At 71.2% G+C, this 20,876-nt stretch carries 18 protein-coding genes; 14 read left to right on the plus strand and 4 right to left on the minus strand.

What is annotated here, in order from left to right; translation table 11 throughout:
- The first annotated feature begins 5 nt into the window (after positions 1-5).
- Both AVL59_RS38075 and AVL59_RS38080 read left to right on the plus strand, forming a co-directional pair.
- On the plus strand, positions 6-374 hold the full coding sequence (locus tag AVL59_RS38075; RefSeq protein WP_067313737.1) for an arsenate reductase family protein: 369 nt from the start codon (positions 6-8) through the stop codon (positions 372-374).
- 120 nt (positions 375-494) lie between these two features.
- Complete coding sequence (locus AVL59_RS38080; RefSeq protein ID WP_067313739.1) at positions 495-1,244, plus strand: RlpA-like double-psi beta-barrel domain-containing protein; 750 nt, start codon at positions 495-497, stop codon at positions 1,242-1,244.
- 3 nt (positions 1,245-1,247) lie between these two features.
- Here the strand turns inward: AVL59_RS38080 and AVL59_RS38085 are convergent, their stop codons facing one another.
- Positions 1,248-2,108 carry an alpha/beta fold hydrolase gene (locus tag AVL59_RS38085; protein WP_067313741.1) on the minus strand — a complete coding sequence of 287 codons (861 nt, stop codon included), beginning with the start codon at positions 2,106-2,108 and terminating at the stop codon, positions 1,248-1,250.
- An 81-nt stretch (positions 2,109-2,189) separates the two neighbouring features.
- Here AVL59_RS38085 and AVL59_RS38090 point away from each other — a divergent pair, with 81 nt between their 5' ends.
- The 8 genes from AVL59_RS38090 (at position 2,190) to AVL59_RS38120 (ending at position 9,655) form a co-directional block, all read left to right on the plus strand.
- Complete coding sequence (locus tag AVL59_RS38090; protein ID WP_067313743.1) at positions 2,190-2,672, plus strand: MarR family winged helix-turn-helix transcriptional regulator; 483 nt, start codon at positions 2,190-2,192, stop codon at positions 2,670-2,672.
- Between the two features lie 139 nt (positions 2,673-2,811).
- Positions 2,812-3,843 carry a glutamine synthetase gene (gene glnII / locus AVL59_RS38095; protein WP_067313745.1) on the plus strand — a complete coding sequence of 344 codons (1,032 nt, stop codon included), beginning with the start codon at positions 2,812-2,814 and terminating at the stop codon, positions 3,841-3,843.
- Positions 3,844-4,070: 227 nt separating this feature from the next.
- The gene (locus AVL59_RS56200) at positions 4,071-4,193 is read left to right on the plus strand and encodes a hypothetical protein (RefSeq protein ID WP_281065138.1); all 123 of its coding nucleotides are present in this window, start codon (positions 4,071-4,073) and stop codon (positions 4,191-4,193) included.
- 118 nt (positions 4,194-4,311) lie between these two features.
- On the plus strand, positions 4,312-4,890 hold the full coding sequence (locus AVL59_RS38100; protein WP_067313747.1) for a winged helix-turn-helix domain-containing protein: 579 nt from the start codon (positions 4,312-4,314) through the stop codon (positions 4,888-4,890).
- Between the two features lie 60 nt (positions 4,891-4,950).
- Positions 4,951-5,970: an NAD-dependent epimerase/dehydratase family protein gene (locus AVL59_RS38105; RefSeq protein WP_067313748.1), complete on the plus strand. Its 1,020-nt coding sequence runs from the start codon at positions 4,951-4,953 to the stop codon at positions 5,968-5,970.
- Between the two features lie 53 nt (positions 5,971-6,023).
- Positions 6,024-7,301 carry a sensor histidine kinase gene (locus tag AVL59_RS38110; protein ID WP_067318231.1) on the plus strand — a complete coding sequence of 426 codons (1,278 nt, stop codon included), beginning with the start codon at positions 6,024-6,026 and terminating at the stop codon, positions 7,299-7,301.
- Positions 7,286-7,939, plus strand: coding sequence for a LuxR C-terminal-related transcriptional regulator (locus tag AVL59_RS38115; protein WP_067313750.1), 654 nt, complete (start codon positions 7,286-7,288; stop codon positions 7,937-7,939). Before AVL59_RS38110 ends, AVL59_RS38115 begins: the two co-directional genes overlap by 16 nt.
- A gap of 174 nt (positions 7,940-8,113) precedes the next feature.
- A complete protein-coding gene (locus AVL59_RS38120) occupies positions 8,114-9,655 on the plus strand; it encodes a DUF1996 domain-containing protein (RefSeq protein WP_067313752.1) in 1,542 nt (513 codons plus the stop codon).
- Between the two features lie 68 nt (positions 9,656-9,723).
- Here the strand turns inward: AVL59_RS38120 and AVL59_RS38125 are convergent, their stop codons facing one another.
- On the minus strand, positions 9,724-10,125 hold the full coding sequence (locus tag AVL59_RS38125; protein ID WP_208870513.1) for a hypothetical protein: 402 nt from the start codon (positions 10,123-10,125) through the stop codon (positions 9,724-9,726).
- 196 nt (positions 10,126-10,321) lie between these two features.
- Between AVL59_RS38125 and AVL59_RS38130 the strand changes: the two genes are divergently transcribed.
- The 4 genes from AVL59_RS38130 (at position 10,322) to AVL59_RS38145 (ending at position 15,017) form a co-directional block, all read left to right on the plus strand.
- Positions 10,322-12,244, plus strand: a complete 1,923-nt coding sequence (locus AVL59_RS38130) for a hypothetical protein (protein ID WP_067313756.1) — start codon at positions 10,322-10,324, stop codon at positions 12,242-12,244.
- A gap of 69 nt (positions 12,245-12,313) precedes the next feature.
- The gene (locus AVL59_RS38135) at positions 12,314-13,210 is read left to right on the plus strand and encodes a metal-dependent hydrolase (protein ID WP_067313757.1); all 897 of its coding nucleotides are present in this window, start codon (positions 12,314-12,316) and stop codon (positions 13,208-13,210) included.
- Positions 13,210-14,259 (plus strand): PDR/VanB family oxidoreductase, encoded by a 1,050-nt coding sequence (locus AVL59_RS38140; RefSeq protein WP_067313759.1) that lies wholly within the window; start codon positions 13,210-13,212, stop codon positions 14,257-14,259. Before AVL59_RS38135 ends, AVL59_RS38140 begins: the two co-directional genes overlap by 1 nt.
- A 68-nt stretch (positions 14,260-14,327) precedes the next feature.
- Positions 14,328-15,017 (plus strand): TetR/AcrR family transcriptional regulator, encoded by a 690-nt coding sequence (locus AVL59_RS38145; protein WP_099053192.1) that lies wholly within the window; start codon positions 14,328-14,330, stop codon positions 15,015-15,017.
- A 7-nt stretch (positions 15,018-15,024) separates the two neighbouring features.
- On the opposite strand, the gene AVL59_RS38150 is transcribed toward AVL59_RS38145, so the two are convergent.
- Positions 15,025-15,381 carry a 5-carboxymethyl-2-hydroxymuconate Delta-isomerase gene (locus AVL59_RS38150; RefSeq protein ID WP_067313762.1) on the minus strand — a complete coding sequence of 119 codons (357 nt, stop codon included), beginning with the start codon at positions 15,379-15,381 and terminating at the stop codon, positions 15,025-15,027.
- A gap of 32 nt (positions 15,382-15,413) precedes the next feature.
- Positions 15,414-20,822, minus strand: a complete 5,409-nt coding sequence (gene pulA, locus AVL59_RS38155) for a pullulanase-type alpha-1,6-glucosidase (RefSeq protein ID WP_067313764.1) — start codon at positions 20,820-20,822, stop codon at positions 15,414-15,416.
- Positions 20,823-20,876: the final 54 nt, after the last annotated feature.

The raw sequence follows: 20,876 nt of genomic DNA on the forward strand, positions 1-20,876 counted from the left end.
GTCCCATGGAAATCTGGATCAATCCCGCCTGCTCCAAGTGCCGCAGCGCGATCAGCCTGCTCGATGCCGAGGGAGCCGACTACACCGTCCGCCGCTATCTGGAGGACGTGCCGAGCGCGGACGAGATCAAGGCCGTGCTCGAACGGCTCGGTCTCGAGCCGTGGGACATCACCCGCACCCAGGAGGCCGCGGCCAAGGAGCTGGGGCTCAAGGAGTGGGCCCGGGACGAGACTTCGCGGGACCGGTGGATCACGGCCCTCGCCGAGCACCCCAAGCTCATCCAGCGCCCGATCATCACCGCCGACGACGGAACCGCCCTGGTGGCGCGCACCGACGAGGCCGTGCAGGAGGCGCTCTCCCGGAGCGAGAGCTGAAGCAGGCTCAACTTCACTGTGACGCAGGTTACTTCAGTTACTCCTGCAACCGCTGAGTAACCCCGTTCGGTATCTCGTACATAGCGGCGTACGCACCCCTACCTCTTCAGGAGGCGCGTTATGTCGCGCAGGAGAACTCTCAGCACGAAGAAGAAGATCGCGCTGCTCGTCAGTGCCGCGGCGGTGGCGGGCGGCGGGGCCTTCGCGCTGGCGTCCACCTCGAACGCCGCGCAGAGCCCGCAGAACGCCAAGACGCTGTCCGCCGGGGACTCGAACGTCTGCCAGGGGCTGGCCACGGCCCATGGCAACAACGACAAGTTCATCGCGGACCAGAAGGCACATCCGGACGCGCAGTCGGCGGCCCGGATCGCCAACCGCGAGGCGGTCCTCAAGCAGATCGAGGTCCAGCAGAAGGCGGCCGGCTGCACGGTTGGGGAGTCGGCTCAGGGCTCCCAGGCGGCGCAGAACGGCAACGCCCAGCAGGGCAACGGTCAGCAGATGGGCCACCAGGGCAAGGGCCAGCAGGGTAACGGGCAGCAGGGCAACGGGCAGCAGGCGGGTCAGCAGGGCGCGCAGGGCGGTGCCGCGGGGGACAACGGCGCAGGCGCCGCCGCGGCCTCCGGTCAGCAGGTGTGCAAGGGCTCGACCGTCACGCTCTCCGGCGAGGGCGGCGCCCCGGCCGCATCCAGCGGCACGTTCCCGGCGGGGACGACCCTGAAGGTCACCAACCTGGACAACAACAAGTCCACCACGGTGAAGGTCACTTCCCCCTCCGGCAGTTGCGTCCTGCTCAACAACGCGGCCTTCGAACAGGTCCGGGAGCCGGGCAAGTTCCTCATCCGCCACGCGGTGATCGAGAAGGTGGGGTGAGGCTCAGCGGACCGACAGGAAGTCGGTGAGGCGGCGGGCCAGGGCGGCGGGTGCTGCCTGCGGCAGCGCGTGGTGTGAGACATCCGGCAGTACGGCGGTCTCCACGTGCGGCAGCATCGCGGCGGCCCGGGCGGCCACCTCACGGGAGTCATGGGTCCTGCTGTTCGCGGCCACGAGCAGCAGGACCGGCACGTCCAGGGCGCGCAGCGCCTCGGGCGACGGCCGCGGTCCCGTCACCGGCTTTGCGGACGGAAATCCCGCGGCCGCCTCCTGGAGGGTGAGCCAGTCGGGGTCCAGGGCGGCCCCTCCCCCGGTCTCCCACTCCAGGAAGGCGCGGACCCGGCGGGGCGAGGGCCGCAGCAGCATCGGCAGGGCATGGAGCAGGTACGCCGCCCGGTATCCGGCGAAGCACTGGGTCGGGTCCAGGAGGAACAGGCGGCGTACCCGGGACGGTGCGCGCAGCGCGTAGTGCAGGGCGATCCAGGCGCCGTAGGAGTGTCCGCCCAGGTCGGTGCCGGCCACGCCGAGGCCGTCCAGGAGAGCGTCCAGCCAGGCGGCCAGGTCGGCGACCGTGCGGGGGTGACGGTCGGCGGCCGGGGCGCTCAGGCCCGGGGCGCCGATCAGGTCGGGGGCGTAGATGCGGCGGGTCCGGGCCAGTTCCGCGGTCTGGGCGTACCAGGACACCGAGGTCGCCGGGCCGCCGCCGGGCAGCAGGAACAGCGCGGGCGCTTCGCGCGGGCCGCAGGCGTTGACCCGGGTGTCGCCGAAGGGCGTGGCGACCGTCAGCGCCTCGTGCCGGGCGGGCCATTTCGCCAGGACGTCGTCGTACGCGCCCCGGAAGACCTCGCTGTCGTATCCGGTCATGGGACCGCCCCCTATTATCTCGTTCAGCAAGATATTCGCTCGGCGAGATAATAACCTCGGAGGCCCCGCGTGCAGCCCGATATGGAGATCGTCCACCTGCTGCGTGCCGCGGCCGTCGAACTCGGCCTGCACAGCGCCCGGTTCGCGCAGCACAACGGCATGCACCCCACGGACGTACGCGCCCTGATCGCGCTGATGGACGCGCGGCGGGCGGGCGCGGAGACGACCGCGGGGCGGCTCGGGGCCGCGCTCGGGCTCAACTCGGCGGGAACCACGGCGCTGCTCGACCGGCTGGAGCGGGCGGGCCATGTGCGGCGGGTGCGCGGGGAGACCGACCGGCGCAGGGTCGTCGTGGAGGTGACGGACGGCGCCGTGGACCTCGGGTGGGCCTTCTTCGGGCCGCTGATCGAGCGGTCGGTGGAACTGCTGCGCGGCTACGACGACCATCAGCGGGCCGCGATCCGGGACTTCCTCGACGGGGTGCGGACGGCCGCGGCGGAGGGCACCCATACCCCGCCCACCGACACCTCACAACGTGAGCCGCAGCACGGAAACACCAGGTAACACGGGGTTCACACACGAGCAATGACCGGGAAATCGCCTGTTGACAGGCTGCCGGGCAGTTCGACGCGGCGCCCCGGTGCCGCAGCGCCGCAGCACCCGCACCGAGTGCGCCCGACCCACCCCCGAAGGATGTGTCCCCGTGACCTTCAAGGCCGAGTACATCTGGATCGACGGCACCGCGCCGACGGCCAAGCTCCGTTCGAAGACGAAGATCATCACGGGTGCCCCGGCCGGTCTCGACGCGCTGCCGATCTGGGGCTTCGACGGGTCCTCCACCAACCAGGCCGAGGGCCACTCCTCGGACCGCGTGCTCAAGCCGGTCTTCACCTGCCCGGACCCGATCCGCGGCGGCGACGACGTCCTGGTGCTGTGCGAGGTCCTCGACATCGACATGACCCCGCACCGCTCCAACACGCGTGCCGCGCTGGCCGAGGTCGCCGAGCGGTTCGGCGCGCAGGAGCCGATCTTCGGCATCGAGCAGGAGTACACCTTCTTCGACGGCGCCCGTCCGCTGGGCTTCCCCGAGGGCGGCTTCCCGGCCCCGCAGGGCGGCTACTACTGCGGTGTCGGCGCCGACGAGATCTTCGGCCGCGAGATCGTCGAGGCCCACCTGGAGAACTGCCTGAAGGCCGGTCTCGCCATCTCCGGCATCAACGCCGAGGTCATGCCCGGCCAGTGGGAGTTCCAGGTCGGCCCGGTCTCCCCGCTGGAGGTCTCCGACCAGCTGTGGGTGGCCCGTTGGCTGCTCTACCGCACCGCCGAGGACTTCGGCGTCTCCGCGACCCTGGACCCGAAGCCCGTCAAGGGCGACTGGAACGGCGCGGGCGCGCACACCAACTTCTCGACCAAGGCGATGCGCGAGGGCTACGAGGCGATCATCACCGCCTGCGAATCGCTCGGCGAGGGCTCCAAGCCGCTCGACCACGTCAAGAACTACGGCGCCGGCATCGACGACCGTCTGACGGGCCTGCACGAGACCGCCCCGTGGGACAAGTTCTCCTACGGCGTCTCCGACCGCGGTGCCTCGGTCCGCATCCCGTGGCAGGTCGAGAAGGACGGCAAGGGCTACATCGAGGACCGCCGCCCGAACGCCAACGTCGACCCGTACGTGGTGACCCGCCTGCTGGTGGACACCTGCTGCGCCGCGCTGGAGAAGGCCGGCCAGGTCTGATCCGTCCCGCTTCGCGAAGGGGCGCCCGCCGTCACGGTGGGCGCCCCTGCCGCGTTCTCGTCCGGATGCCGAGACGGCGTGCCGGGCCGGGCAACCGGCGGGAAGCCGCTGATCAGGCGGATCATGTGCCCCGAAGGGAGGTGGGCGACGTCAACTCCGTACCAAGGAAGCGTCCAAGCAGTGAGAGAAGCCTGCTGCCCCGGACCCCTGTCTGCTTCAATGGACCCATGGCCAGCTACCGGAACACCACCGCGACGGGTCGCCATGACCTCGAGCCGTTCTGGCCCTCCCGTCAGCACCACGACTTCGACCGGGTGTGTTGCCGCGCGATGAACGCGCGGGCCCTCTAAAGCCGTACACCCGGCCTTCGGCCAGCGCGAAACGACGTACGTCCCCCGGCGCCCCCGACCACACATCGCGGCCGCCGTCCCGCCCGACGGACCCCTCGCGCGAAAGAGCAGACCTCTCATGGCGACCACTCGTTCTCTCTCCACCGCCTCCCCCCTGTCCGCCCCCGCCCGGCACCGGCTGCGGGCCGTCGACCGGGACGAGGTCGTGGACGTCGTGGACCTCCTGCCCCCGGGCGCCACCTGGCTGCCCGCGCCGCAGCACACCCTGCCCACCCTCCCCGGACAGCCGCCCATGGTCGGGTACCTGGTGCTGGTCCCGGCGGACCAGCGGCCCCCCTTCCTGCCGGTCGCGGTGCCGGACGCACCGGAGACGGCCGCCGGGGCGGACGTCGAGACGGACGCCGAGCCGCTGGTGCGGATCGACCCGGGCCGGCGCACCGCGAGCGTCGACGGCCGCGAACTCGACCTCACCTACCTGGAGTTCGAGCTCCTCGCCCACCTGGTGGCCCACCCGCACCGGGTGCACACCCGCGACCAGCTGGTCACCACGGTGTGGGGGTACGGCCACATCGGTGACGGCCGCACCGTCGACGTCCACGTCGCCCGGCTGCGCCGCAAGCTGGGCGACCGGCACCGCCAGGCGATCCAGACGGTGCGCCGGGTCGGCTACAAGTACGCGCCGCCGGCCGGGCGCTGACCGTCTGCTGAGAGCAGAGCGCGGTTCCCTCCCGCGGCTTTCGCGGGCACAGTCACCGGTATGAGACTTCTGATGCTCGGTGGTTCGGAGTTCGCGGGACGGGCCGTGGTGGAGGCGGCGCTCGGGCGCGGCTGGGAGGTGACCGTCTTCAACCGGGGGCGGCACGCTCCCCTCCCGGGGGTGAGGGTCTTGAGCGGGGACCGCACCGCGCCCGGCGGACCGGCCGCCCTGGCCGAGGGCGAGTGGGACGTCGTCGTCGACACCTGGTCGAAGGCGCCGCGCGCGGTGCGGGACGCAGCGCGGCTGCTGCGGGACCGCGCCCGGCGGTATGTGTACGTGTCGAGCTGCTCGGTGTACGCGTGGGCCCCGCCCGCCGGATACGCCGAGGACGCGCCGCTGGTCGAGGGCGCCGAGGCCGGCGCAGGACAGACCGACTACCCGCGGGACAAGCGGGGCGGCGAGCTGGCCGCGCTGGACGCCTTCGGCGCGGACCGCTCGCTGTTCGTACGGGCCGGGCTGATCCTCGGGCCGTACGAGAACATCGGGCGGCTGCCGTGGTGGCTGACCCGGATCGCGCGCGGCGGCCCCGTGCTGGCGCCGGGCCCGCGCGACCTGCCCCTCCAGTACGTAGACGTCCGCGACCTCGCCGAATGGATTCTGGGCGCCGCCGAACAGGAACTGAGCGGACCGTACAACCTGATCAGCCCGCAGGGGCACGCCACGATGGGCGAGCTGCTCGACGCGTGCGTGGCGGTCACCGGCGCGGACGCGGAGCTGCGCTGGACCGATCCGAAGGCCGTGCTCGACGCGGGCATCGAGCCGTGGACCCAGCTGCCGGTGTGGGTACCGCCGGGCACCGACATGCACGACGCCCTGCACGGCGCGGACGTCTCCCGCGCCGTGGCGACGGGCCTGAGGTGCCGTCCTGTCGCCGAGACGGTCGCCGACACCTGGACCTGGCTGCGGTCCATCGGCGGCGTCGCCCCGCAGCGCCCGGACCGGCCGCCGGTGGGCCTCGATCCGGAGGTGGAGGCGAAGGTGCTGGCCGGTGCGGGGGGTGTTGCTGACACCACCCCCTGAAAGGGGGGACCGGCCCAGTGCCGGCGCCCGCCGGGGTCGGCGAGACTGACAGCATGAACAGCAACACGAAAAACGACGGCCTGCGTACCCGCGTGGGGGACATGCTGCTGGCCGCCGGACGGGGGTTCGTGCTGGCCGTGGTCTCGCTGCCCCTGGCCGTCCTCTGCTTCACCCTGGCGGCCGTGTCGATCGCGCTCGTCCCGGCCGGCCTCGGCATCTTCACCACACCGCCGGTCCTGACCGGCGTACGCACCTTCGCCAACTGGCGGCGGGTCCTGGCCGCCGAGTGGAGCGGAGTGCGCATCCCGGTGAAGTACCGGCCGATACCCGAGGGCGCCGACCCCTGGCAGCGCACGGTGATGATGCTGGGGGACACCGCGACCTGGCGTGATCTGCGGTGGCTGCTGGTGGACATGACGGCCGGGTTCGTCACGGCACTGCTGCCCGCCGTATTGGTGTTCTACCCGCTGGAGGGCTTCGTGCTGGCGGCCGGGCTGTGGCGGGTGATCTCGGATGCGGAGGGCGGCCCCTACTGGTACGGCTTCGTACCCGTCGACAGCCAGGCGACCGCGTTCGCGGCCGCCGCCCTGGCCGCCGTACTCCTCGTGGTCGCCTACCGGTTCACCCCTGCCCTGCTGACCGCCCACTTCCGGCTCACCCGCGCCGTCCTCGCCCCGAGCCAGGCCGAGCTCACCGAGCGGGTGCGGGTGCTGACCGAGACCCGGCGGGACGCCGTGGACACCTCCGCCGCCGAGCTGCGCCGCATCGAACGGGATCTGCACGACGGGGCGCAGGCCCGGCTGGTCGCCATGGGTATGGACCTCGGCACCGTCGAGGCGCTGCTGGAGAAGAACCCGGCCAAGGCGCGCAAGCTGCTCGCCCAGGCCCGCCAGAACTCCGCCGAGGCCCTGGAGGAACTGCGCGACCTGGTCCGCGGCATCCATCCGCCGGTGCTGGCCGAGCGCGGACTCGGGGACGCGGTGCGGGCGCTGGCACTGCGGCTGCCCCTGCCGAGCGAGGTGAACGTGGAGCTGCCCGGCCGCGCGGAGGCACCGGTCGAGTCGGCCGCCTACTTCGCGGTCAGCGAGGTCCTCACCAACGCCGTCAAGCACTCCGGTGCCGAGCGCGCCTGGGTGGACCTGCATCACACCGATGGGATGCTGCGGATCACCATCACCGACAACGGCAAGGGCGGCGCCGTGATCGGCGCGGGCTCGGGGCTCGTCGGGGTCGAGAGGCGACTGGGTACATTCGACGGCGTTCTGGCCGTCAGCAGCCCCGCGGGCGGTCCCACTCTGGTGACCATGGAGATCCCGTGCGCGTTGTCCTAGCCGAAGACCTCTTCCTGCTGCGGGACGGACTGGTCCGGCTGCTGGAGGCCTACGACTTCGAGATCGCGGCGGCCGTCGAGTCCGGACCCGAACTCACCCGTGCGCTGGCCGAGTTGCAACCGGACGTCGCCGTGGTCGACGTACGGCTGCCGCCCACGCACACCGACGAGGGTCTGCAGTGCGCGCTCCAGGCCCGGCGGGAGCGGCCCGGGCTGCCGGTGCTGGTCCTCTCCCAGCACGTGGAGCAGCTGTACGCACGGGAGTTGCTGGCCGACGGCAGCGGCGGGGTGGGCTATCTGCTCAAGGACCGGGTCTTCGACGCCGAGCAGTTCGTGGACGCGGTGCAGCGGGTGGCCGGGGGCGGTACGGCGATGGACCCGCAGGTGATCCAGCAGCTGCTGTCGCGCCGGGCGGCCGACGACCGGCCGCTCGCCCACCTGACCCCCAGGGAGCGGGAGGTCCTCGAACTGATGGCACAGGGCCGGTCGAACACGGCGATCGCCGGGCAGCTGGTGGTGACGGAACGGGCCATCGCGAAGCACACCTCCAACATCTTCACCAAACTGGGCCTGGAGGTGTCGGACGACGACAATCGCCGCGTTCTGGCCGTGCTCGCCTACCTGGACCGCGACCACTGATGCTCTGTTCAACTTCCGCTGCTCAGAGGGCATTTGAGGCCCGTGGGCGGGGTATTCCTCGGATAAATTTGTGAGACGGCTGAACACCTCTGAGGCGGCGTCCGTATGGAAGGGCGCCGCTTCACTCCTGTCGGGCGCCTCGATGCTGCCCCGCAAGGAAGTCAGAGGAGTTCCATGGGACGCAACACACGAAAACGCCGTACGCCGCTGGCCACCAAGGCCATTGCCGCATCGGCGGCCCTAGCGCTCGGTGGGGGCGGGCTGATCTGGGCGAACTTCTACGCTTCGGCGCACGAGCCGAACAACCAGACGTGGGGAGGCAACTCGACCAAGGCCGCCACGGCCCAGGTCGCGACGATCTCCTGCCCGGACGTCGGCCAGAAGCTGACGAACGTGCCCTGGCGCGCACGCCAGGGCGTGGCGACGGAGCTGGCGAACCTCGACAAGCAGATCACCGAGGCCTACAACCGGCTCGCTTCCACCCGCCAGTCGCAGACGAACGATCCGAGCTTCGTGCAGAACGCGATCGTCGGCCCCCTCAAGGACAAGCGGGCCGCGACGATCGACCGGATCAGGATGGACATCCAGCGGGTCGGCGGTTCCTTCAACAGCGCGCTGAACCAGCTCGCCGCCTGTACGACGCAGTCCGCCAACCAGACCACCGCCGGTGGCCAGCAGCAGAACGGCGGCCAGCAGCAGAACGGCGGGCAGCAGCAGAACACCGGTGGGCAGCAGCAGAACGGCGGCCAGCAGCAGGGCAACGCCGGCCAGCAGCAGAACATCGGCGGGCAGGCCGGCAACGGCCCGGTCGCGGCCGACTTCGTGGACATCACGAAGGTCGCGCCGAACGTCCAGGGCAAGCCGCGCCAGACCGGCAACGGCTCGAACGGTGTGTTCATCACGCGCTGCGGTGTGAACGCGAACAAGAACCACAACACCGACAACGTGATCGTGGCGCCCGGCGTGACCAACGGCGCGCACCACCTGCACGACTACGTCGGCAACCAGAAGGTCAACGCGTTCGCCAGCAACCAGACGTTCCTGCAGGGCGGCACCAGCTGCCAGAACAGCAACGACCTGTCGTCGTACTACTGGCCGGTGGTCCGCGTCCAGGACGGCTCGCAGGACTTCGACCAGAACGCGGACGGCGGTGGCAAGGAAGGCAACGTCGGCAAGATCCTGACGCCGGTGAAGGCGCAGATCAAGTACGTCGGCAGCCCGGTCAGCAAGGTCGTCGCGATGCCGCAGTTCCTGCGCATCATCACCGGTGACGCCAAGACCACCACCAACGGTCTGGCCAACGCCAACGCGCACTGGAGCTGCACCGGCTTCGAGAACAAGGTCCAGCTGACGACGCAGTACCCGATCTGCCCGCAGGGCAGCCAGGTGGTGCGTACGTTCGCCTTCCAGAGCTGCTGGGACGGGCAGAACATCGACAGCGCCAACCACCGTACGCACGTGGCCTTCCCCGATCCGGCGAGCGGCGTGTGCGGGAACGGCTTCAAGGCGATCCCGCAGCTCACGATGCGCCTGGTGTACAACATCACCCCGCCGACCCTCCAGAACGGCCAGGTGAAGAACGCCTTCGCGGTCGACGGCTTCCCGGAACAGCTCCACAAGCCGGCCACCGACCACGACGACTTCATCAGCGTCACGACCGGCGGCCTGGCGAACAAGATCGCCAACTGCATCAACAACGGTCAGCGGTGCGCGTAACCCCCTAGTGGAAACGGGCGGTGGGATCCTCCCACCGCCCGTTTTCGCGTGTGTGCCCCGGCGCCGGGTCAGCCGCTGTGCGCGTGGTGGTCGGTGCCGATCTCCACGTCACCGCCGAGCGTGCCGCGCAGCGCCTTGACGACCCCGTTGTCACCGACGGCGACCCACTTGCGGCCGACCAGGTAGTAACCGCCGTAGTCCTTGGCGTCGTTGATCCACTCGCGCTGGCCGCGGTCGGTGGCGAAGGTCGCGAGGATGAACCTGCCGTCGGTGTTCTTGCAGATGGCCTGGCGGATCTCGTCGGCGTCGGTCTGCATGTTCGGCTTGCACTTCACCTCGGCGGCCAGGCTCTCCAGGCTGCCGGTGGCGGTGGGCGGCACCTTCCGCGTGTCCCCGCCGCTGCCGCAGCCCGTCAGCGCCAGTACGGCCGCGGCGCCCGCGACGGCGAGCATCGGTCGCGTCAACCTCATCTGTTCCTCCGGTCTGGTGCGCAGAAGCATGCCGCAGAGAGCCCCGGCGAGGAGCCCCGCCCCTGGATACGGCCGCCGCGCGCGATGCGCTCAACGCGACCGCCGCCCGGGCCGCCTTCGACGACCACGGGCGGGAGGCGGCGGAGGCGGCGGAGCGGGCCGGTGACCAACCTACGGTTCGCTCGTTTTCCCGGACGTGCAGTCACAGGATGTAGCCCAGCGCAACGCACCCGCCTCCGCCGGGACCGCAGGCCCGGTAGTCGACGTCGAGCAGGCCGAGGCCGCGCTCGTCGAGCACTATCCCCGGCTGGTCCGGCTCGCCTACCTCGTACTGCCGCCCCGCCTCGGCCGCAGCCGCCGGGTGCTGACGGCACACGCCCTCACCCAGCGCGCCCTGCCCCGGGGCCGCAAGCAGACATCGGTGATCCCGGCCCAGTCCTCGGGCCGGGACGGCGACCCCGGGTACGCGTTCCTGCGCCTGCGTGTGCTGCGTGCGGCGCTGGAGGTGGCCCGCCCCCGCAAGGGCGTGCCGAGGCTCTCGCAGCTGCCGCCGCTGCTCCCCCAGGTGTGGGGCCTGCGCCTGTTCCCGCGCTCCGGCGGCTCCGACGAACTCGCCCTGGACCAGCGGCTGTCCGCGCTGTCCGGCCCGGCGCGCGCCGCGTATGTGCTGCGCGGCCTGGAGAAGCTGCCCGACGCCGACATCCGCAGGATCCTGGAGGCGGCCGGGATCGAGCAGCCCGACTCCGCCCTGGCAGAGGCCAACGAGGTACCCGGACAGGACGCGCTGCTCTCCTCCCCCGAGTACGACCCCTGCTCGCTGCAGGCCCGGCCCACCGACCTGATGCGCCGGCGCCAGCACGCCAAGGCCGCGCTCGCCGCCGCGGCCGCGCTCGCGGTGTGCGGGGCGCTGGTGGCCATGCCGGGCACCGGCTGGGGCCCCGACGGCGCCGCCGCGCCCCTGTACGCCCAGAACCCGGCGGCCGAGGCGGCTCTGAACCCGGGCAAGCTGACCCGGGTACCCCCGGCGGCGTGGCAGTCCGCGGCCCGCACCGACTTCTCCGTATGGCCCGCGCGCGGCCCGCTCACCGGCGACAAGGACCTGCTGCGCCGCGCCCTGGCCGTCTGGGCCCGCCCCGGGGAGACGGTCCGCGTCTCGGCCACCCCCGGCACCCCGACCGGCGGCCCGGCCGGCCCGCCTCAGCTGCTGTACGCGGGCCTGGTGGACGCCGCGCGCGTGGTGGTGCTCTACGACGGCCTGCGCATCGCCCGCTACGCCGAGCCCAAGGACGGCTCCTCGGGGGCCGCACTCGACTTCGCGCGCGCCGACGGCGCGACCAGCGCCGAGGCGAGCGCGCTGGTGCTGGGCCGCTCCGACGGCAACGTCCGGTATCTGACCGCCCCATGGGTGAAGAAGGCCGCCGAGCGCGACCTGATGAAGCCGGGCGCGGCCGCGACGCCCCTCGCCATGACCGACGGGGTCACCGCGCCGCTGGCCAGCCCCGCGCTGCAGCCCGGCAGCTGCACCTCGTGGAACGTGCTGCAGCTGACCGACGCGGCCGGCACCCGGCTCGCCACCGATCTGGGCGAGCTGGTCCCGGCCCGCCTCACCGCCGGACACCCCGGCGCCATCGGTGAGGCGTCCAGCCCGGAGGGACTGCGCGCCTGGGCGCCGTTCGCCTGCTCGCTGTCCATGGAGCGCTCCGCGGGGGTGCGCAGCGTCAACGCGTGGCAGTTCGCGAACCAGCCCCTGCCCGAGGGGAGCGGTACGGGTGTGTGGATGTGCGCCCGTGCCGAGACCTGGCGCGGCGACGGCACGGCCGCGTGGGCCCAGTTCCAGACGCCGGGCGGGCCGGTCGGAGCGCTCGTGGCCAGGGGCGCGGACGTGCCGGCCTGCGGTCCGCGCGACCCGAATGTGCTGGCCGGGGTGCTGTGGAAGGCCAAGGCCGGGAACTGGTACCTGCTGGCCGCGGGCGGCCCGGACACCACATCGATCCGCACCAGCGGAGGGGTCACCGCTTCGGGACCGGGGCCGTTGCTCGCCGTCCGGGCCAAGCAGGGGGCGCAGGCGCAGCTGAAGGGCACGCTGAAGGGCGGCAGGCCGATCGACGGACTCCACTAGTTGACACTGGCGTCAACAAGGTTCCGCACGGGGGTTCTCAGACGACCTACCCGTCAGTACATTGACGCCATGTCTAACACGCAGGCCCGGCCGGTGGAGTCCGAGCGCATACCGCTCAAGGCCCGCAATGTGTCCTTCTCCTGGGAGGACACACCGCTGCACTGGGTGCCCGGCGACCCGTTCTCCACGCACACCATCAACGTGCTGCACCTGTTGCTGCCCGCCGGTGAGCGGTGGTTCGTGCATGTGTACAAGCAGGTGCTGCCGCTCATCCGGGACGACCGGCTCCGCGAGGACGTCGTCGGCTTCATCGGGCAGGAGGCGATGCACTCCCAGGCCCACGACGAGGTCCTGCCGCACCTGCGCGAGCAGGGGCTCGACCCGACGCCGTACACCGCGCAGGTCGACTGGTTCTTCGAGAAGCTGCTCGGCGACCGCACACTGCCGCCGGGCCGGGCGCGCCGCTGGTGGCTGCTGGAGCGGGTCGCGCTGATCGCGGCGATCGAGCACTACACCGCCTTCCTCGGCGACTGGGTGCTCAACGCCGCCGAGCTGGACCGGCGCGGCGCCGACCCGACCATGCTGGACCTGCTGCGCTGGCACGGCGCCGAGGAGGTCGAGCACCGCTCCGTCGCCTTCGACCTGTTCACGCACGTCGACGGCAGCTACCGGCGGAGGGCGCGCACCTGGGCGACGGCCTTCACCGCCCTGGTGTTCCTGTGGCAGCGCGGGATCCGCTTCTTCCTGGAGAACGATCCGACCCTGGTGGATCCCAAGGCATCCCTGAAGGACTTCTACGTCCGGGGCCGGCAGGGCACCCTGCCCGCCACCGGCGACATGCTCAAGTCCATCCCGCGCTACCTCAGCCGCTCCTACCACCCCTCCCAGGAGGGCTCCACCGCGCAGGCCGTCGCCTACCTGGCCTCCTCCCCCGTCGCGCTCGCCGCCGAGAGGGCCGTGTCGTGATGCCGAAGCCGCGCACCGTCGCCCTCGTCGCCGGCGCCGCCCTGCTGGCCCGGCGGGCCCTGCGCCGCCGCGTGAAGGCCTCGCCGCTGTGGCCGCTGCCCGCCCTGGACCCGCCCCTCTCCGGCCGCCCCCGCTCACGAGCCCTGCGGCTGCTGCTCACCGCCCACGAGAGCGTCGCCGAGGGGGTCGTACAACTACGGCTGGAAGGACGCGGGTTGCCGCGCTGGGAGCCCGGTGCGCACCTCGACCTGGTGCTGCCGTCGGGGCTCGTACGGCAGTACTCGCTGTGCGGCGACCCCGGGGACGCCTCCTCGTACACGGTCGCCACCCGGCTGGTCGAGGACGGGCGTGGCGGCTCGCGCGAGGTGCACGAGCAGCTCGCCGAGGGCATGGAGCTGGAGGTGCGCGGACCGAGGAACCGCTTCCCTCTTGTGGACGCGCCCTCGTACGTCTTCGTCGCCGGCGGCATCGGCATCACACCGATCCTGCCGATGCTGCGGGCCCTGCCCGACGGCACCGACTGGCGGCTGCTGTACGGCGGGCGGACGCGGGCCTCGATGCCGTTCCTGGAGGAGGTCCGCACACTCGCCGGAAAGAGGCTGACGCTCGTCGCCGAGGACGAGGACGGCCGCCCGGACCTGGGCGCGCTGTTCGCCCGGGTCCCCGAGGGGACGGCCGTGTACTGCTGCGGCCCGGAAGGACTCATGGCGGCGGCGGAGGCACATCTGCCCGAGGGCGCCACGCTGCACCTGGAGCGGTTCGCGCCCCGCGCCTCGGCCGACGGCAACACCGGCTTCGAGCTCGAACTCCGGTGTAGCGGGCGGACGTTGACGGTCCCCGCCGACTCCACCGTGCTGGCCGCCGTACGCCGTGCACTCCCGGACACCGCCTACTCCTGTGAGCAGGGCTTCTGCGGAACCTGCCAACAGCGGGTGCTGGAGGGCGAGGTGGACCACCGGGACGAGCTGCTGACGGATGCGGAGCGTGCCGACTCGATGCTGATCTGTGTATCGCGGGCGAGGAGTGAGCGCCTCGTGCTCGACCTGTGACGGAATGATGTGAATGCCGGTGCGGGTCCGGACCGTTGACGGCCGGATCCGATCGGTAAGGTGTTCGCATGAGTACCGGGGTTCGCCGCAGGATGGGTGTCGAGGAGCGACGGCAGCAGCTGATCGGTGTCGCGCTCGACCTGTTCAGCCGACGCTCGCCCGACGAGGTCTCCATCGACGAGATAGCCTCGGCGGCGGGCATCTCACGTCCGCTGGTCTACCACTACTTCCCCGGCAAGCTCAGCCTGTACGAGGCCGCGCTGAAGCGTGCCTCGGAGGATCTCGCGGGCCGGTTCGCGGAGCCGCACGAAGGTCCGCTGGGGGCCCGGCTGCTGCGCGTCATGCGCCGCTACTTCGACTTCGTGGACGAACACGGCCCCGGTTTCTCGGCGCTGATGCGCGGCGGCCCGGCGGTCGGCTCGTCCACGACCAACGCGCTCATCGACTCGGTACGCCAGGCCGCCTACGAGCACATCGTCGCGCACCTCGGCGTGACCGAGGCACCCGCGCGCCTCGAACTGGTCGTCCGCTCCTGGATCTCGCTCGCCGAGTCGACGGCGCTGATCTGGCTGGACGGCCGGCGCATCCCGCGCGGCGAGCTGGAGCTGCAGCTCGTGCACGACTTCGCCGCGCTGGCGGCGGTGAGCGCCGCCTACGACGCGGACATGGCCGCCCTGCTGAGCACGATGGTCAAGGACGAGCCGGCCGACGGGCCCTTCGCGGAGCTCGTCGGCCGGCTGCTGTCCCTGGCGCCCTGAGGGCCGCCTACCGGTCGAACTTCCGGTACGACGGATCCAGCTCGCGGACCTCGGCGGAGCCGTGCAGGGTGACCCCGTCCTGCGGCTCTACATGCTTGCGGAGCAGTTCCAGCACGGTCTCCGTGAGCCTCGCCTTCGTATCCTCGCCGCGTCCGGCGAGAAGACCGATGGTCACGCGCACGATGGCGTGCCGCTCGTCCATGTCCTCGTATCCGTACGCGGCGTACCCCTCCCGGAAGATCGTCTTGCAGGCCTCCGGCTTGGCCCCCGCGATCTCGACCACCGCTTCGTGCAAGGCCCGCGCAAGGCCCTCCTCGTCGAAGGAATCCGCACCGGCGGTGTAGTCGACGGTGATCTGCGGCATGAGCACTCCTGTTCTACGGCGACGGCCCGACCCTACTTCGCCGCCCGGGTGAACACCGCCACGGTCCGCGCCGGAACGGTGAACGTGCCCGAGCCGGCCGCGTAGGAGGAGGTCTTCACCACCGGATCGGCGCCGGCCGCCTGCACCGGGTGCAGCCGGTAGGCGGTACCGGCGAGCGCGTCGATCCGCTGCTCCTGCCGCTGCGGGGTGGCGTTGAAGACCACGATCAGGCCACCGAGGCGCATGGTGATCACGCCGGGCGTCTCGTCCTTCCCCGACAGCGGGAAGGACAGCTGGTCCTGCACCTGTGCGGCCGTACCGAAGGAGAAGGCCTTCTCGCTCGTACGGATCCGCAGCAGGTCCTGGTAGGCCGCCGAGGCCCCGGTGATCTGCGGGCAGCCCACCTTCACCGCGGCGAGCAGCGGCTTGGCGTAGCTCCACTTGGACTGGTTGTCGGCCGCCATGGGCAGCCCTCGCCCGAAGCCGTTGCCGTCGGCACAGTTCCAGTGGATGGCGTTGAACCAGTCGCCGCTGTCGAAGGAGTTGCGGTCCAGGGACTTCGAGCGCAGCAGGTCGGTGCCCGCCTGGGAGAGCGACGGCCCCTGCGAGAGGGCGGCCGTGGCCATCGCCAGGACCTGCATCCGGGCCCGGTCGGACGCGGAGGTGTCCTTCGGCAGTTTGTAGGCCAGGGCGTCGAACAGCGACTCGTTGTCGTGCGCGTCCACGTAGGCGAGCGCGTCGCCCGGCGCGTCCGCGTAACCGGCGGGCGAGCCGTTGTAGTCGACCTCGGAGCCCTTGACCCGCTTGCCGTCGGTGCCGGTGAAGGCGAAGGACTTCAGATTGCCGGTCAGACCGACCTTGATCAGGTCCTGGTAGTGCAGCAGCCGGGCCTTCTGCTCGGCCGAAGTACCGTTCGCCGCCGATCCGTTGGGGTCGGTGTACAGCCCGGACGCGAAGCCCTGGACGCCGGGGTCCGAGTCGAAGGGGCCGCCGCCGCGCACCGCGTCACGGGCGCGGTCGGAGAAGGTGGCGATGCCGGTGCCGGCCATGTTCGCCTGCGTGGCCTGCACGAACCGGGCGTCGTTCGCGACCTCCCCGAAGTTCCAGCCCTCGCCGTACAGGATGATCTTCTTGCCGTCGACGCCGTCCTTCTCGGGGGTCAGCGCGTCGAGGGCCTTGCGGACGGCGAGGATGTTGGCCTTCGGGTGGTGGCCCATGAGGTCGAAGCGGAACCCGTCGACCTTGTACTCCTTGGCCCAGGTGACGATCGAGTCCACGACCAGCTTGCCCATCATCGCGTTCTCGGGCGCGGTGTTGGAGCAGCAGGTGCTGTCGGCCACGCTGCCGTCGGCGAGGAGCCGCTGGTAGTAGCCGGGCACGATCCGGTCCAGGACGGAGGTGTCCGCCTGGCCGCTGGCCGCGGTGTGGTTGTAGACGACGTCCATGACGACCCTGAGGCCGTCCTCGTTGAGCGCCTGGACCATCCTGCGGAACTGGACGGTGCGGGCGGTGCCGTTCGGGTCGGTGGCGTACGAGCCCTCGGGGACCGTGTAGTGGTACGGGTCGTAGCCCCAGTTGTAGGCGTCCTTCGCGGCGGTCTTCGCCACGCACTCCTGCTGCTTGTCGGAGTCGGCCGGGTAGGAGGCCAGGTCGCAGTCGGTGCTCGCCTGGTCGGCCTTCTTCTCCGGGATGCCGGCGATGTCGAAGGCGGGCAGCAGGTGGACGTACGAGGTGCCCGACTCGGCGAGCCGCCTGAGGTGCCTGGAGCCGTCGCTGTTCCGGTCCGTGAAGGCCAGGTAGGTGCCCTGGTCCCGCGCCGGGACGGTCTTGTCGGCGACCGAGAAGTCCCGGATGTGCAGCTCCTGGATCTGCGCGTCCTTCAGCGGTACGGCCTTGGGCTTGCGCAGATCCGACCAGCCGCCCGGGGCGAGGGACCGGTCGTTCAGGTCGGCGACCAGGCTGCGCTCGGAGTTCGCGGTCAGGGCGACCGAATAGGGGTCGGTGACCTTGTTGGTGACCACCTTGCGGACGCTGGGCGCCCAGACCCGCACGACGTACCGGTAGGGCTTGCCCTTCCAGGAGGCGGGGCCGGTGACGGACCAGACGCCGGTGGTGGCGTTCCGGTGCATCTTCACGGCCGTACCGTCGAGGTCGAGGTGGACCGACTGGGCCGTCGGCGCCCACACGGACAGGGTCGGCCTGCCGTCGTGGAAGACCGGCCCGAGCGTGCTCGCCGTGGCGCCGGAGTACAGGTCGTCCAGCACCCCGGCGATCTGCACACCGGTCGCGGCCAGCACGGCACCGTTCGCGGCGCGCTGCGAGGCCACCAGCTGCCCGCCGAGCGCCGCGCGCACCCGGTCCCGGTCGCGCGGGTCGACGGACCAGGCGGCGTAGTCCTTCAGATGCGGGAACCTGGCCTTCTGGGCGTCGGTGAGCGTGGTCCTGGTCAGACGCAGCCAGCGCTCGTCGTCGCTGCTCAGCGCCCCGTCCTTCACGGTGATCGAGCCGTCGTGGGAGTACAGCAGCTGGGTGGAGGCGGCACCGTCGACGCCGTTCCAGGCGACGGTGTTCCGGTCGATCCAGATCGCCTTGGACGTGGTCAGGTCGAGGGCGGCCGCGCTGCCCGCGGGCTGCGGCAGCAGGTACTTCTCCTGGCCGTTCAACAGCCACACCTCATGGCCGTCGGACTTGAGGTCCAGCGACTGGTCGGCGGAGAGATCCTTGTCGTCGCCCTTGTGGATGATGTAGCTGAGGCTGGTGGCACCCTCGGTGAGCGGCACCTCGAAGACCGCGCCATAGGCATCAGTCTTCACCGGCTTCAGGGGGTTCGACCAGTCGGTGGGGTTCGCGGCACCCGTCCAGACGTGCAGGCCCCAGCCGTCGTAGTTCCCGTCGGCGCGGTGGTAGTGGATGACGGCCTTGGTCTTGTCCTGGGCGGGATAGTCCGGCCTTTTCGTGAGTACGTCCGCCTTGCCCTGCTCGACCCAGACCTCACCGGTCCTGGTGACGTCGATGGACCGGTCGGCGGAGACGTCCTTGTTGCCGTCCTTGTCGATGACCAGGAAGCCGACGTTCGAGGCGCCCGGCTTGAGCTTGACGTAGGCGAAGGCGCCGTAGGCGTCACGGCCGACGAAGGGGTGGCTGTTCGGCCAGCTGGTCGCCTCGCCGTCGGCCAGGTCGCCCCAGGCGTAGAGGCCCCAGCCGGTGTAGTCGCCGTCGGTGCGCTTGTAGTGGACGATCGCGTAGTCCCGCGAGGAGGCCGTGGGGACCTCGGGCGCGGGCGGGGTGCCGGTGGTGCCGCTCGCCAGGGCGCTCGCGGTGTGCCCGGCCGAGTCGATCACGACGGCCTTGTAGCGCAGGGCGGTACCGGCGGGTACGTCCTTGCCGATGACCTGGGTGACCTTGTAGGGGGCGTGGTCGGCGGAGCCGAGCGTCCGCCACGGGCCGCCGCCGACCTGGGCGGCGAACACGACCCGGTTCAGCTGACCGCCGTCCACACCGGCCGTGACGTCCACGGTCCCGGTGGCCCCGGCGGCCGGGGCCTTCAGGGTGATCGTCGGCTTCGCGGACGGTGCGGCGAGGGGGCCGGTGGCCTTGAGGACGACGGCGGAGCCGGCCGGAACGGTGACGGTGACCTTGCGGTCGGCGTCGCTCCTGACCGTCGCGTCCGTGCCGTAGACGCCCTGGTACGACATGCCGGCCGAGCCGGTGGCGAAGGCCGCGGACTTCTCGCTGTCGGCGTTGTTGAGGGCGACCACGTACTCGGCGCCCGTCCTCGCGTCCGTTCGGGTGAAGGCGTAGATCCCGGCGCCGTCGGCCGCGTACCGCTCGGTCTGGACGCCGTCCGTCAGGGCCGGGTCGGTCCTGCGGAGCCGGGCGAGGGCGGCGATCTCCTTGTACAGCGGTGCGCTCGTGTCGTAGGAGTCGCTCGCGTGGGTGCGTCCGGTGCCGATCTCGTCGTCGTCCAGGTAGTCGGCGACCTTGGAGGCGAACATCGTCTGGCGGGCGTCCTTGTCGCCGCCGGAGCCGGTGAAGCCCTGCTCGTCGCCGTAGTAGACGACGGGGTTGCCCCGGCTGAGGAACATCAGCTCGTTGGCGAGCTCGTCCTTCTTCAGGATCTCGGCATCCGTCGCCTTCGGGTTGTCCTGCTTCAGGAAGAACCCGATGCGGCCCATGTCGTGGTTACCGAGGAAGGTGACCTGCTCGTACGCGTTGGCCTTGTCGGTCGTGTACGTGTAGTCGTCACCGAAGACGCCCGCGAGCCGCCGCGCGCTGCCGCCCTGGGAGGCATAGGCGCGGGCCGCGTCCTGGAAGGGGAAGTCGAGGGTGGCGTCCAGGCGGCCCTGGGTGACGTACGGGGACGTGATGGAGGTGTCCGCCGAGTACACCTCGCCGAACATGAAGAAGTTCTTCCGCCCGTGCGCGGCCGCGTACGCGTCGAGCGCGGTGGCCCACTGGGTCCAGAACTCCATGTTCACGTGTTTGACGGTGTCGATCCGGAAGCCGTCGACACCGAAGTCCTCGACCCACCGCTCGTAGATCCTCTCCATGCCGTGGACGACCTCGGGACGCTCGGTCCACAGGTCGTCCAGGCCGGAGAAGTCGCCGTAGGTCGTGGACTCCCCGGCGAACGTCGAGTCGCCCCGGTTGTGGTACATCGTCGGGTCGTTGAGCCAGGCCGGGACCTTGCTGTCGCCGGTGACCTTCGGGGTGTACGGGAAAGAGGCGCGGGAGACGGCCGGGAACTTCCTGGTGCCGTCCGCGTGGTCGCTGTCGTCGAAGGGCCTGCCGTCCTTGGTCAGGTAGGGAAAGGCGCCCTTGGACAGGTAGTCGGAGGACTTCTCCTCATGGCCGACGACGTCGGCGGTGTGGTTGGTGATGACGTCGAAGAAGACCTTCATGCCCTTGCCGTGCGCCTTGGCGATCAGGGTCCGGAGGTCCTTGTTCGTCCCGAAGTGCGGGTCGACCTGGGTGAAGTCGGTGATCCAGTAGCCGTGGTAGCCGGCCGAGGCGTTGGGGCCCGTGCCCTGCACCGGCCGGTTCTTGAAGATCGGCGCCATCCAGATGGCGGTGGTACCGAGGCCCTTGATGTAGTCGAGCCGCTTGGCCAGGCCCTTGAGGTCGCCGCCCTGGTAGAAGCCCTTGTCGGTGGGGTCGTAGCCGGTGCTGAGCCGGGAACCGGTCAGCCCACCCCGGTCATTGGACCTGTCCCCATTGGCGAAACGGTCCGGCATGACGAAGTAGAACTGCTCGCGGGTGTCGTCGTGCCGGGCGGGCTGGGCGGCGAGGGCCGCGTCCGAGGGGGGTGCGGGCGGAGTGGGTGCGGCGTGGGCCGCCAGTGGCTGGATCAGGGCGGCGGCGAGGGCTACGGCGGTCACGGCCGCGGCCCGTCTCGCTCGCGGGGTACGGCGCGTGCGGGGCGCCGGCCATCTCGGTATCACAGGCGGTAACTCCTTGCGATTACGGCTCTCTTGGGTCCGACCCCGGCGCGACCG

The sequence above is a fragment of the Streptomyces griseochromogenes genome (assembly GCF_001542625.1).
In the GTDB taxonomy this organism is placed as follows: Bacteria; Actinomycetota; Actinomycetes; order Streptomycetales; family Streptomycetaceae; genus Streptomyces; species Streptomyces griseochromogenes.

Coding starts and splice junctions, on each gene's coding strand:
- AVL59_RS38090 (WP_067313743.1), top strand. CDS start 2,190: ATGGAGATCGTCCACCTGCTGCGTGCCGCGGCCGTCGAACTCGGCCTG.
- AVL59_RS38110 (WP_067318231.1), top strand. CDS start 6,024: ATGAACAGCAACACGAAAAACGACGGCCTGCGTACCCGCGTGGGGGAC.
- AVL59_RS56200 (WP_281065138.1), top strand. CDS start 4,071: ATGGCCAGCTACCGGAACACCACCGCGACGGGTCGCCATGACCTCGAG.
- AVL59_RS38150 (WP_067313762.1), bottom strand. CDS start 15,381: ATGCCGCAGATCACCGTCGACTACACCGCCGGTGCGGATTCCTTCGAC.
- AVL59_RS38105 (WP_067313748.1), top strand. CDS start 4,951: ATGAGACTTCTGATGCTCGGTGGTTCGGAGTTCGCGGGACGGGCCGTG.
- AVL59_RS38140 (WP_067313759.1), top strand. CDS start 13,210: ATGCCGAAGCCGCGCACCGTCGCCCTCGTCGCCGGCGCCGCCCTGCTG.
- AVL59_RS38145 (WP_099053192.1), top strand. CDS start 14,328: ATGAGTACCGGGGTTCGCCGCAGGATGGGTGTCGAGGAGCGACGGCAG.
- AVL59_RS38100 (WP_067313747.1), top strand. CDS start 4,312: ATGGCGACCACTCGTTCTCTCTCCACCGCCTCCCCCCTGTCCGCCCCC.
- AVL59_RS38120 (WP_067313752.1), top strand. CDS start 8,114: ATGGGACGCAACACACGAAAACGCCGTACGCCGCTGGCCACCAAGGCC.
- AVL59_RS38075 (WP_067313737.1), top strand. CDS start 6: ATGGAAATCTGGATCAATCCCGCCTGCTCCAAGTGCCGCAGCGCGATC.
- AVL59_RS38135 (WP_067313757.1), top strand. CDS start 12,314: ATGTCTAACACGCAGGCCCGGCCGGTGGAGTCCGAGCGCATACCGCTC.
- AVL59_RS38125 (WP_208870513.1), bottom strand. CDS start 10,125: ATGAGGTTGACGCGACCGATGCTCGCCGTCGCGGGCGCCGCGGCCGTA.
- AVL59_RS38085 (WP_067313741.1), bottom strand. CDS start 2,108: ATGACCGGATACGACAGCGAGGTCTTCCGGGGCGCGTACGACGACGTC.
- AVL59_RS38080 (WP_067313739.1), top strand. CDS start 495: ATGTCGCGCAGGAGAACTCTCAGCACGAAGAAGAAGATCGCGCTGCTC.